This window comes from Rhodoferax fermentans, assembly GCF_002017865.1.
GTDB classification, from domain to species: Bacteria; Pseudomonadota; Gammaproteobacteria; order Burkholderiales; family Burkholderiaceae_C; genus Rhodoferax; species Rhodoferax fermentans.
This window is the reverse complement of the sequence record NZ_MTJN01000002.1, coordinates 1,130,618-1,142,725: the sequence shown is the minus strand read 5'-3', so window position 1 is coordinate 1,142,725 and position 12,108 is coordinate 1,130,618. Positions and strand designations below refer to the sequence as shown.

At 61.5% G+C, this 12,108-nt stretch carries 12 protein-coding genes and 1 riboswitch; of the genes, 1 reads left to right on the top strand and 11 read right to left on the bottom strand.

Translation table 11 applies throughout. From position 1 onward, the window contains the following. The 4 genes from RF819_RS05565 to lysS form a co-directional block, all read right to left on the bottom strand. Window positions 1-522 (bottom strand): chemotaxis protein CheW, encoded by a 522-nt coding sequence (locus tag RF819_RS05565; RefSeq protein WP_078364054.1) that lies wholly within the window; start codon window positions 520-522, stop codon window positions 1-3. 172 nt (window positions 523-694) lie between these two features. Continuing rightward, window positions 695-786: riboswitch (cyclic di-GMP riboswitch) on the bottom strand. Between the two features lie 88 nt (window positions 787-874). Continuing rightward, on the bottom strand, window positions 875-1,330 hold the full coding sequence (locus tag RF819_RS05560; RefSeq protein WP_078364053.1) for a hypothetical protein: 456 nt from the start codon (window positions 1,328-1,330) through the stop codon (window positions 875-877). Window positions 1,331-1,440: 110 nt separating this feature from the next. Further along, the gene (locus tag RF819_RS05555) at window positions 1,441-1,998 is read right to left on the bottom strand and encodes a YgjP-like metallopeptidase domain-containing protein (RefSeq protein ID WP_078364052.1); all 558 of its coding nucleotides are present in this window, start codon (window positions 1,996-1,998) and stop codon (window positions 1,441-1,443) included. A gap of 43 nt (window positions 1,999-2,041) precedes the next feature. Further along, window positions 2,042-3,604 (bottom strand): lysine--tRNA ligase, encoded by a 1,563-nt coding sequence (lysS, locus tag RF819_RS05550; protein WP_078366789.1) that lies wholly within the window; start codon window positions 3,602-3,604, stop codon window positions 2,042-2,044. A 137-nt stretch (window positions 3,605-3,741) separates the two neighbouring features. Here lysS and RF819_RS05545 point away from each other — a divergent pair, with 137 nt between their 5' ends. Continuing rightward, on the top strand, window positions 3,742-4,308 hold the full coding sequence (locus RF819_RS05545) for a YggT family protein (protein WP_078364051.1): 567 nt from the start codon (window positions 3,742-3,744) through the stop codon (window positions 4,306-4,308). Here RF819_RS05545 and RF819_RS05540 read toward each other — a convergent pair. The 7 genes from RF819_RS05540 to RF819_RS05510 form a co-directional block, all read right to left on the bottom strand. Beyond that, entirely contained in the window at window positions 4,294-4,650 is a 357-nt protein-coding gene (locus RF819_RS05540; protein ID WP_078364050.1) for a TfoX/Sxy family protein, read from the bottom strand. The genes RF819_RS05545 and RF819_RS05540 overlap by 15 nt on opposite strands. A gap of 26 nt (window positions 4,651-4,676) precedes the next feature. Next, window positions 4,677-5,549: an acetyl-CoA carboxylase, carboxyltransferase subunit beta gene (accD, locus tag RF819_RS05535; RefSeq protein WP_078366788.1), complete on the bottom strand. Its 873-nt coding sequence runs from the start codon at window positions 5,547-5,549 to the stop codon at window positions 4,677-4,679. Window positions 5,550-5,624: 75 nt separating this feature from the next. Then, a complete protein-coding gene (gene trpA / locus RF819_RS05530; protein WP_078364049.1) occupies window positions 5,625-6,446 on the bottom strand; it encodes a tryptophan synthase subunit alpha in 822 nt (273 codons plus the stop codon). Beyond that, window positions 6,443-7,768 (bottom strand): tryptophan synthase subunit beta, encoded by a 1,326-nt coding sequence (trpB, locus tag RF819_RS05525; protein ID WP_078364048.1) that lies wholly within the window; start codon window positions 7,766-7,768, stop codon window positions 6,443-6,445. Before trpB ends, trpA begins: the two co-directional genes overlap by 4 nt. 54 nt (window positions 7,769-7,822) lie before the next feature. After that, entirely contained in the window at window positions 7,823-8,545 is a 723-nt protein-coding gene (locus tag RF819_RS05520) for a phosphoribosylanthranilate isomerase (RefSeq protein ID WP_078364047.1), read from the bottom strand. Beyond that, on the bottom strand, window positions 8,545-9,336 hold the full coding sequence (gene truA / locus RF819_RS05515; RefSeq protein ID WP_078364046.1) for a tRNA pseudouridine(38-40) synthase TruA: 792 nt from the start codon (window positions 9,334-9,336) through the stop codon (window positions 8,545-8,547). The genes RF819_RS05520 and truA overlap by 1 nt, the downstream gene beginning before the upstream one ends. Window positions 9,337-9,379: 43 nt before the next feature. Then, on the bottom strand, window positions 9,380-12,001 hold the full coding sequence (locus tag RF819_RS05510; RefSeq protein WP_338109563.1) for a motility hub landmark protein FimV: 2,622 nt from the start codon (window positions 11,999-12,001) through the stop codon (window positions 9,380-9,382). Window positions 12,002-12,108: the final 107 nt, after the last annotated feature.

Below are 12,108 nucleotides of genomic sequence, written 5' to 3'. Positions count from 1 at the left end.
TCAGACGTTGGCATCAGCCACCAGCCCCATGTCGGCACTGGACATGAGTTTTTCGATGTCCAGCAGCACCAGCATGCGTTGTTGTTCGGTCTGCTCCACGGTGGCAATACCGATGATGTGCTGGGTGTTGACCGCCCCATTGAAATCAGGCGCGGGTTTGACATCCGCTGCCTGGATCGCCACCACGTCTTGCACCGCGTCCACCACCATGCCCACCACCCGGTTGGCCACGTTGAGCACAATCGTCACGGTCTGGCTGTTGTAGGCCACCTCGGCCATCTCGAACTTCAGGCGCATGTCCAGAATTGGCACGATGACACCGCGCATGTTGAGCACCCCCAGGACGTAGGGCGGCGCGTTGAACATCCGGGTCGAGGTCTCGAAACCCCGGATCTCCTGCACCTTGAGGATGTCAATGCCGTACTCCACCGAGCCGAGCTGAAAGCTCAGGTACTCGCGCGGGGGCGTGGTTGAGGGGGTTGGGCTGGCAGAGCCCGTGTTGTTGATCGCGGTGTTTTCCATGATGACCCAGTCCTTGTGGTGGATGCCATCAACACATCAAGGCGCCTCTTAACAGGCCCCGACACTGTGACAGCGGTGGCAAACAAAAAAGGAAAAGCGCGGGTAAGGCAAACAGCCACGGACCGTGACCATGCGAAGAGGTGTGGTGCCAGCGTGGCTGGTGTTCGACCTGTTCGGCAACCCCGCTGTCTTTTCTGCCTGTGGCAGGTGTCAGACCGGAGGCTTTGCGACCTTGGCTTTCGCTCAAGTGTGCCAAAAAAGCCACATTTTACTAGGGTTTTCCCTTGTTTTCCGTGGTCGGGTGGCGTGCGTGGCCTGGTGCCGCTTGGGTGCTCCAGCTGTGCCGGTGACGCTACAACCAGCGGCCAATCTTGTTTTTTCTCAAAAGAAACAAGCTGAGCACAAAGGCCAGCCAGAGCAGTGCCACGTAGATCCAGATGGCCTGGTGGGCCCGGGCAAGGGCCTCTTCAACCGGTGACAGATACGAGAGCTCTCGACCATCCACCACGGCAGAGAGCACGAGGTGATCCTCCAGGAAGGAGGTTTTGATGAGTTTCAAATGGGACAGCGTGGGCTTGGTGCTGTCCACCAGCGCACACAGCTCGGTGTTGACCTTGCATTGGATCTTGATGGCGCCTTCGGGGCATTGAACCTGCAACTTGGTCTGCGCTGCGGTGAAGCGTGTGGACTCTGCGTTGGCGCTGCAGGTCTGGGTGTAGCCGGTATGGATGTCCGGGAACCGGGCGGCATCCACGGTCAGCAGACAGGCCAGCACAAACAGCAGGAGGGAGGCGGTGAGACGTTTCATTGGGACAGATTCAAAATACAGTGTTGTGTAGCGGGTTTAAACAGAGCGGCGACTGGATACCCTTGGCAAGGGTAGAGGGATTGATCCCACTTGCCTGTGTCCATCACCTCTCAACCGGGCGTGCTGGTGGCGGTGGCCCACAACCGCGCTCCCGACACTTCCAGGTGGGTCAGGTACACCCGCACCTCAAACTCGAGCTGGTGGTAACGCGGCTCCATGTAGGTACACAGCTGGTAAAACGCCTTGTCGTGCTGGCGTTCCTTGAGGTGGGCGAGTTCATGCACGCTGATCATTTTCAAAAACTCTTCGGGCGCCTGTTTGAACAGGCTGGCCACGCGGATCTCACGCTTGGCCTTGAGTTTGTTGCCTTGCACCCGGCTGATCGTGGTGTGGGTGCCCAGCGCGTGTTGCACCACCTGGAGTTTGTTGTCAAACGCCACTTTGGCCAGCGGTTCGGCGCCGCGCAGGTGCTCGGATTTCAGCGCCTGCACATAGTCAAACAGCGCCTTGTCGGTGCGCACCGTGTGGCCCTGTGGGTACTTTTGGCGCAGCCAGTCAGCCACGCGGTCTTGTTGCAGCATCTGCTCAACCTGCGCCAGGGTGTCCGCAGGGTAGCCCTGCAGGTAGCGCAGCGGCCGTGCGCTACCTGGGTTCACTATCGTATGCATAGCTATCAGCCCTTGATTTGTAAGGGCTAGAGGCCAATTTTCCTTAAACTTCGCGGCGCAAAGCCGGGAACAGAATCACGTCGCGGATGCTGCTGCTGTCGGTCAGCAACATCATCAGCCGATCCAGCCCGACGCCGCAGCCGCCGGTGGGGGGCATGCCGTATTCGAGGGCGCGGATGAAGTCGTGGTCGTAGTACATGGCTTCGTCGTCGCCGCTGTCTTTGGCGGCCACCTGGGCCTGGAAGCGGGCCGCTTGTTCCTCGGCGTCGTTCAACTCGCTGAAACCATTGCCGAATTCGCGCCCGGTGATGTAGAGCTCAAAACGCTCGGTCACTTCGGGGCGGCTGTCGTTGGCGCGGGCCAGCGGCGAGATTTCGGTCGGGTGCTCCATGATGAAGGTCGGCTGCCAGAGCTTTTCTTCCACGGTTTCCTCGAAATACAGCACCTGCAAGCTGGGCAGGCTGCGGGTCGAGATATGGTGTTTGGCTTCGGTGATGCCAAGCTTGGGCAGCACCGAGCGCAACCACTCGGCGCTGTCGACCTTCAGGCCCGAGCCGTCGTCGAGCATCTGGCCAGCCTCGGTGTATTTGCAGATGGCTTCATGGATGGTCAGGCGCTCAAACGGCGGGGCCAGATCGACCGGTTTACCTGCGTAGCTCAGTTGCAGCGTGCCCAGGGCGCGTTGGGCGGCGTCGCGGATCAGCGCTTCGGTGAAGGTCATCAGGTCTTGGTAGTCCCAGTACGCCGCGTAGAACTCCATCATGGTGAACTCGGGGTTGTGGCGCACGCTGATGCCTTCGTTGCGGAAACTGCGGTTGATCTCGAACACGCGCTCAAAACCACCGACGATCAGCCGCTTGAGGTAGAGCTCGGGCGCAATGCGCAGGAACATCTGCTGGTCCAGCGCGTTGTGGTGCGTGGTGAAGGGCTTGGCGTTGGCACCGCCGGGAATCGGGTGCAGCATCGGGGTTTCAACTTCCAGAAAGTCGTGCGCCACCATGAACTCGCGGATGCCACTGACCGCCTTGCTGCGCGCCACAAAACGCTTGCGCGTGTCTTCGTCGGTCATCAGGTCGACATAGCGTTGGCGGTATTTGACCTCCTGGTCGGCCATGCCGTGGAACTTGTCGGGCATCGGGCGCAGGCTTTTGGTCAACAGACGGATGCTGCTGGCATGGATCGATAACTCGCCAGTCTTGGTCTTGAACACCGTGCCTTCAGCGGCCACGATGTCGCCCAGGTCCCAGTGTTTGAACGCGGCGTACACCTCCTCACCCACATCGTCACGTTTGATGTAGACCTGGATGCGCCCCGTGCTGTCTTGCAAGGTGGCAAAACTGGCCTTGCCCATCACACGTTTGAGCATCATGCGCCCGGCGATCTTGGCCGTGGTGGCTTGCTCGATCAGGGCTTCAGGCGTTTGCTCGGCGTGTGTGGCAAACAGGTCGGCGGCGTGGTTGGCGGGTTTAAAGTCGTTCGGGAAAGCCACCCCTTTGCCCTCAGCCTGCGCCTGGCGCAGCGCCTTGAGTTTGTCGCGCCGCTCGGCCATGAGCTGGTTCTCGTCCTGGGGGGCTGGGCTGGGGGCGGCGGTGATGGGTTCAGACATGTGCGTCAATCAAGAGTGGGTGGCGGCCAGGTGGGCAAAAGCCCGCATGCGGGTTGGAGACAAGGCAAAGCCGCGTATTTTAAAGTGCCGCGCTGTCGCTATGATGCAGCGCACCTGACTTGCTTTGTTTTGACACCATGCTGTACCAAATTTTTACCCTGCTGCTTGAGGTTGTTGTTGGTTTGCTCAGCGGCGCTTGCCTGTTGCGCCTGTACATGCAGTACCTGCGGATTCCGATGTCGGCGCGCTCGGGCAATCCGCTCGGGCGTTTTGTGTTTGCGTTGACCGACTGGATTGTGCTGCCGCTGCGCAAAGTGGTCCCGTCGGTGGGTGCGCTCGATACCGCCAGTCTGGTGGCGGCTTTTCTGTTGCAACTGGCTGAGTTTGGCCTGTTGTGGCTGTTGGCGGGTGCGGCCGGTGGTTTGTTTGCGGTGCCGATCCTGGCGCTGTTTGGCTTGCTGCGTATGACGGTGTCGGCAATGACCGGCGCGGTGATTGTGTATGCGGTCTTGTCCTGGGTGCAGACCAACTCGGTGATCGCCGATGTGTTGGAGCGGCTGGTCAGCCCCTTGCTGGTGCCAATCCGGCGCGTGTTGCCCCTGATTGGTGGTGTGGATCTGTCGCCGCTGGCGCTGCTGGTGATTTTGCAGATTGTGGCCATTGTGCTGGGCAACCTGCAGGCGGCGGCTCTACTGGCGTTTTGACGGGCTGCTGCCCTTGGCCTTTTTGGCGGCTTTGGGTTTGGGGGCTGGCGTCTCCAACTCGGTCAGCCGGATCAGCTGGGTGATCCAGGGGCGGTCGTCCAGCGCATCCTCAACGAGAAACCAGGGTTTGGCCCCGGGAAAGGGTTGAGCCTCCACCGGGCTGCCAATCCATACGCGCCCGGCCTCGGTGGGTTTGACAAACAGCTGGTTGTCACACACCAGCGCCACCACCTTGCCACAGCAGTAGATGGCGTATTCACCAAACATCTTGCGTGAGGACACCGGCCCGGCGCCGCTGATCTGGTCACAGACGTAGTCCGCGAAGGATGCGTCTGAGGCCATGTTTGCCGGGGTGAAAGAACTCGGGTTTAACCGACCGCGTCGGCACTTTGGCGCGTGAGCATGGCCAGGGTGTTGGCAATGGTGGCACGCAGCTCGCGGCGGTCACAGATCAGGTCCACCGCGCCCTTGGTCTGCAGGAACTCGGCGCGTTGGAAACCTTCGGGCAGCTTCACGCGCACCGTCGATTCAATCACGCGCGGTCCGGCAAAACCGATCAGCGCCTTGGGTTCAGCCATCACCACGTCGCCTAAGAAGGCAAACCCGGCGCTCACGCCACCCATGGTCGGGTCGGTCAAGACACTGATGTAGGGCAGGCCTTTTTTGGCCAGATGGGTCAGCGACGCGTTGGTCTTGGCCATCTGCATCAGCGAGAGCAGGCCCTCTTGCATGCGTGCACCTCCGGTGGCGGTGAAGCACACAAAGGGCACCTTCTGGTCGATGGCGGCTTGCACACCACGCGCAAAACGCTCACCCACCACGCTGCCCATGCTGCCGCCCATGAATTCAAATTCAAAACACGCCGCCACCAGGCCAATGCCCAGCACACTGCCGCCCATGACCACCAGCGCATCGGTCTCGCCGGTGTTTTCCAGCGCTTCTTTCAGGCGTTCGGGGTATTTGCGGCTGTCCTTGAACTTGAGCGCGTCCACGGGCAAGACTTCCTGGCCGATTTCGTAACGGCCTTCGTTGTCCAGGAAGAAGTTGAGCCGGGCGCGTGCGCCAATGCGGTGGTGGTGGCTGCAGGTCGGGCAGACGTTCTGGTTCTGCTCCAGATCGGTTTTGTAGAGCACGCTTTCACAGGCCGGGCATTTGATCCACAGGCCCTCGGGCACGGCACGCCGGTCTTTGGGATCGGTTTGCTGGATTTTGGGGGGAAGCAGTTTTTCAAGCCAACTCATGCTTTTTTCCTTCTGGATCAGGGACCCGGCGCGCCGCAGGGCGCTCACCGGTCCGGTAAAAGTGTCAAGGGCGGATTATGAATCCAACGCGTTGCGAACACCACGCAGGAAGTTTTGCGCGGTGCAGGCCACCTGATCACGCGGCTGATTGTCGATCAGCTGGATGATCTTGCTGCCAATCACCACCGCGTCTGCCACCTTGCCGATGGCCTGTGCGGTGGCCGCGTCGCGGATGCCAAACCCCACACCGACGGGCACGTTCACAAACTGGCGGATGCGCGGCAACATGGCTTCCACCGCAGCGGTGTCGAGCGCGCCCGAGCCGGTCACGCCCTTGAGTGACACGTAATAGACATAACCGCTGGCGATGCGCGCCACCTGGGCCATGCGCTCATCGGTGCTGGTGGGGGCCAGCAAAAAGATCAGGTCCATGTTGTGCGCCTTGAGTTCGGCCGCGAACTCCTCACACTCTTCGGGCGGGTAGTCGACGATCAACACACCGTCTACCCCGGCGGCGCTGGCATCCTGCACAAAAGCGCTGTCATTGGCGCCACTGGCGTGTTTCTGGTTGTAACGCTCCACCGGGTTGGCGTAACCCATGAGCACCACCGGCGTGGTCTGATTTTGAGCGCGGAAGACCCGCACCATGTCGAGCACCTGGGCCAGGCCAATGCCAAAAGCCAGGGCTTTGTCACCGGCTTTCTGGATCACCGGGCCGTCGGCGCTGGGGTCGGAAAAAGGCACACCGAGTTCAATCACGTCAGCACCGCCTGCGACCATCGCGTGCATGAGTTCGGGGGTGACATCGGCATACGGAAAACCGGCGGTGACAAACGGAATCAGCGCCTTGCGGCCTTGTGCCTGGAGCTGGCTGAAGGTGGCGGCGATGCGGCTCATTGGGAAACTCCTGAATCTGTAGCTGTCTGCCCTTTATGGATAAGGGCTACCGGCACATTGGATGTATTTCCTTTGACCGACTGGCCCTGGCAGCTGGGTCGGCAGAAGAAGTCGGCCCCCGACAGATCGGCCACCGTGCCGATGTCCTTGTCACCACGGCCAGAGAGGTTGACCAAAATGGACTGGTCGGGCCGCATGGTTTTGGCGAGTTTCATCGCGTAGGCCACCGCGTGGCTGGATTCGAGCGCCGGGATGATGCCTTCGGTGCGACACAGGTAGTGGAAGGCGTCCAGCGCCTCGGTGTCGGTGATGCCGACGTATTCGGCGCGACCGATGTCGTTCAAAAACGCGTGTTCCGGGCCGACGCCGGGGTAATCCAGCCCGGCGCTGATGCTGTGGGTCTCGGTGACCTGGCCGTTGTCGTCCTGCAGCACATAGGTGCGGTTGCCGTGCAACACACCCGGGCTGCCGCGCTGGATGCTGGCCGAATGTTTGCCGCTGTCCATGCCCGCTCCAGCCGCTTCCACACCTATCAGCCGTGTGGCTTCAAACTCGATGTAGGGGTAGAAGATGCCCATGGCGTTGGAGCCGCCACCCACGCAGGCCACCACCACATCGGGTTGGGCGCTGCTGCAACCGGCGGCTTGCAACATCTCGGGCATCTGCACCAGGCATTCCTGGCCAATCACACTCTGGAAATCGCGCACCATCATTGGGTAGGGGTGTGGCCCGGCCACGGTGCCGATGATGTAGAAGGTGTTGTCGACATTGGCGACCCAGTCGCGCATGGCTTCGTTCAAGGCGTCTTTGAGCGTCTTGCTGCCTGACTCGACGGGCACCACGGTGGCGCCCAAAAGCTTCATGCGGTAAACGTTGGGGCTTTGGCGTTTGACGTCTTCGCTGCCCATGTAAACCACACATTCGAGTCCGTAACGGGCACAGATGGTGGCGGTGGCCACACCGTGTTGGCCGGCGCCAGTTTCGGCAATCACGCGGGGTTTGCCCATGCGTTTGGCCAGCATCGCCTGGCCGATGGTGTTGTTGATCTTGTGCGCGCCGGTGTGGTTGAGGTCTTCGCGTTTGAGGAAGATCTGCGCGCCTCCGACCTCACGGCTCATGCGCGCGGCGTGGTAGATGGGGGAGGGGCGGCCCACAAAATGCGCCAGCTCGGACTCGAATTCAGCGATGAAGGCCGGGTCGCGTTGGTATTTGGCGTAAGCCTCTTTGAGTTCGTTGACCGCGTGGGTCAGGGTCTCGGAGATGAAACTGCCGCCATAAATGCCAAAGTGGCCCCGGGCGTCGGGTTGTTGGTAGTCAGACATGATGATGGTATAAATTTGATAGCCATCAGCCCTTGATCTATCAGGGCTGGAGGCTTATTTGTTACACAGGAGCTGGTCGGCTTGGCGAACCGCCGTCACAAACTCGGACATGCGGTCAGCGTCCTTGATGCCTTTGTGCCCGGGCACTTCAATGCCCGAGCTGACATCCACCGCCAGCGATTTACAACGCGGGCGCAGTGCTCTGATGCCATCGATCACGTTGGCAGCGGTCAGCCCACCACTCAAGACGAGGTGAGCGTCGACGTTTGGAGGAAGCAGTGACCAAGTGAATGTTTGCCCGCCACCGCCGAACCCGTCAATGTGCGCGTCCAGCAAAATGGCTTGAGCCTGTGAATAATCTTGGGCGAATTTTAGAAGATCAAAGCCACGCCCGGCGTCACCCAGTGGAATTCGTGCAGCACGCAAGTAAGGACGCGCCTCAGAGCCACACGCGGCCCAACAATCCTGCGGTGATTCATCACCATGAAATTGGGCAATAGCCCCCGTTACGCCTGCACAAGCCGCTCTGATTTTTGCAGTGTCTTCGTTGACAAACAGCAGCACCGGCGTGACAAAAGGTGGCAGGCGACGCGCCAGCTCGGCGGCGCGCTCCAGCGGCACATAACGCGGGCTTTTGGCATACAGCACAAAACCGACCGCATCCGCACCGGCTGCCACGGCCGCGTCCACATCCCGCTCCCGCGTGAAACCACACATCTTGATGCGGGTGCGGCTGGCGGGGGAGACAAGCTGAGCTGAAGGTGACGTGGTGATCATCAAAGTGCTCCTGGCAGGCCGTCTAACAGGGTGGGGTGTTCTGGCAGGCCCCAGCGCGCCTCGTAGCGTGGGCCCACAAAATACAAGCCATAGGGGGAAAACGTGGGGGCGGCGGCGTCGCGGTCCCGCGCTGCCAGCACCTCCAAGATCCAATTGGGCTCTTTGCGACCATCGCCAATCAAAATCAAACAGCCCATCAGGTTGCGGATCATGTGGTGCAAAAAGGCATTGGCTTCAAATTCAAAACGCCAGTAGGCACCCCGGCGGCTGATGTCGATACGCATCAGGGTCTTGACCGGTGACAAGGCCTGGCAGGCGCTGGCGCGAAACGAGCTGAAGTCGTGTTCACCCAACAGGTGTTGGGCGGCTTGTTGCATACGCTCCAGGTTCAAGGGGCGGTAGACCCAGCCGACGCGGCCCTGGTCGATGCTGGGGCGCACTGGCGAGTCGAGCACCACATAGGCGTAACGCCTTGAGGTCGCGCTGGCGCGGCAATGGAATTCTGGCGGCACCTCCCTGGCCCATTGCACCGCGATGTCGTGCGGCAACAAGGCATTGGGGCCGCGCACCCAGTTGGCTTCGGGCCGCTGGGCCGGTGTGTCGAAATGGATCACCTGCATCAGGCCATGGACACCGGCATCGGTGCGGCCCGCGCACAGGGTCGACACCCGCTGGCCGGTGAATTCGCTCAAAGCCTTTTCGAGCTTGTCTTGCACCGTCTGGCCGGAAGACTGGCTTTGCCAGCCCTGGTAGGCCAGCCCGTTGTAGCTGATGCCCAGCGCCAGCCGCATCAGATCACCCCCTTGATATTCTGGGCCGGAGAACCGACCGAACTCACAGCTTGGCCAGGGCGCTTTGGGCTTTGGACCGCAAATCACCAGCGGCTTCGGCAATCACCTCTTCGATCAGGGCGCGGGCGCCGTCGTCGTCCCCAATGGCACGGAACTCATCAGCCAGGGCCAGTTTGGTTTCCAGCGGGTCCATGGTTTCGTCGACAAACTCGCCGGGCACGGTGACCTTGTCTTCACCCAGGTCCAGTGACAGCGAGCCCAGATCAAAGGACATCAGCTCGTTGTTGGCCTGGGTGGCTGCGTTGTTAGAGGCGGAGGATGCCGCGGCCTCATCGGCCGTGGGTGGCAAGTCCAGTTGCAGCTCGGGGGTGTCCAGCGAGAAGTCCAAGTCGTCAGCCAGCGGGTCACGCACCGTGGACGGGCCGCTTGGCTCTTCCTGCGGGGCTTCAAAAGCGGGCTCTTCAAAAGAGGGTTCCTCTGCTGCAGGTTCGTCCACAGCCGGTGGCTCTTCGGGCAGAGTGGGCAAGGGCGTTTCTTCAAACGCGCTCAAGCCGGAGAACGCCGTGGGAATGGCGTCGCTGTGGGGTGGCGGCTCGGTTGGCTCGGGGACCGCTGGGCCGGGCAGATCGGCTGGCTCGTCCAGGGAGAAGTCCAGATCCAGATCGAGGTCACTCGGCCCGGTGGCGATGGGTGCGGGCGGTGCTTCGTCTTGCACCTTGGCCGCCGCGATCGGGCTGCCCATCGTGACGGTGGCGGGTGCGGACGGTTGAAAGTCGGGCAGCTGCGAGGGCAGGGGCTGGCCGCCCGGCAGGTAGAGCGCGTTGTCCGGGTCGATGGCCAGACCCTTCTCGCAAATCTGTTCCCATTCGGGGCCGGTGCCGTCGGTCAGGTTGAAGGCGAGGGCCGCAATCGCTTCAAACGCCTTGAGGTCACGGCGTTTGGCGTAGATGTCCAGTAGCTTCTGGTGGATCGCCACACGCTGTGGCTGGGTTCGCAGGGCGTCCTTCAGGATCTCTTCGGCCTGCAGGTCGCGGCCATAAGCCAGGTACACATCGGCCTCGGCCACCGGGTCCACATCGTCCACAGCGTCGAGCTGGCTGGGTGAGTAAACCATCGACGAGCCGGTGGTCAGGCTGTCGCCAGTGTCCACACTCTGACCTCCACTGCCGCCTGAGAAGGCCAGGTCGCTGTTGGCAAAGGTGCTGTCGAGTTGTTCTGCTTGTTTGCGCTGGCGCCGCTTGTACAGCCCCAAGCCTGCCAACAAGGCCACCAGTGCACCCGCACCGGGCAGCAGCATCGGGTTCTCCAGCAGGTCGTCGAAGAAACTGGGTTCGGGCGCAGGTTCTGGCTGTACCGGAGGTGGCGCCGGTTGTTTGGGCGGGGTGACTGCCGGAGCCGATGCAGGCTCTGAGGCTTTGACCTCGGCTTGCGGGGCTGGCACGGCCTCTGGGGCACTGGCCACCGGTTCTGGCGTGGAGGCTGCCGCGCTGGCAGGTGCAGTGGAGGCTTTGGCCAACTGGTCCAGCTCCTGGATGTTTTTGGCCAACTCGGCCGAGCGTTGCGCCGCGGCTTCGGCATTGCGTTCTTTGGCCAGGGCCTCTTCGCTGGATTTGGCTTGCACACTGCCTTTGGACAAGGTCAGCTTGTCGGGGGTGGCAGCGGCTGGTTTTTTGTCGTCGACGGTGGCTTCAATCTTGCCACTGACGTCCCGGCTGGCGGGTGACAGTTTGGCGCCAGGCACATTGCTGGCCAGTTTTCGGCGGAAATCGTTGAAATCCTGGCTTTGGGCGTTGATGATTTGTGTCGCCTCGGCGCGGCCGGTGGCCGTGGCCTGTTCCTGGCTTGGCAGGGTCACAATCGCGCCCGCTTTGATGCGGTTGACGTTGTCCTGGATGAATGCATCCGGGTTGGCGCGCAACAGGGCCACCAGCATCTGGTCCAGCGAGACATTGGCGCTTTTGTGGGCGGCCGCAATGGCGCTGGCGGTGTCGCCTGGCTTGACCTTGACGCTGGCTTCGGCAGAGGTGGCCTTTTGCACTGCAGGCGCCGCAGGAGCTGGCTCCATGGCAACAGGTTTGGTGGCTTTCGCCGCCGCTTTGGGGGCGGTGGGTTGGCTCGGCGCTGCACTTGGTCGGGACACTGCGGGTGCGGCTACAGCCGCAGCTGCGGCGGCCCGGGTGGCGGGAGAAATACGTTCTGGTGCCGGTGCAGGCAGTTGTGCGCCCACCGGTGCACCAGCGGCCTGCTTGCGCAGGGCTGGTGGGTCAAACAGCATGGTGTAGTCGCGCACAATGCGACCCGAGTTCCAGCTGGTCTCCAGAATCATGTCAACAAACGGCTCACCAACCGGTCGCTCACTGCTCAGGCGCAGATAAGCCCGGCCATCCGGGCGGCGTTGCAGGGTGGCGCGCAGACTGTTCAGAGCCGGGTTGTATTCCAAACCCGCCGCCAGAAAAGCCTCGGTGGGTGCGACTTTGGTGACCAGGCTGGCGGCTTCTTCGGGGTTGATGTCCAGCACATCAATTTCAGCGCGCAGTGGCTCGCCCAGTGCAGATTGCACGGTGATGCGCCCCAGCGACAACGCCGCGGCCTGTGTGCTCCATAAACCCATCAGCACAGCGATTGCCAAAGCGGTAAGTTGACAGGGGTGAGACTTCGCAATCAATTTGTGCTCTCCGGTTTACAGCCAGCCGAAGGTGGTCTGTTCAGGGCTGCACGCCCAAGGACTTGAAACAAAAAAAGCACCATAACATCAATATGTTAGCCTGACAA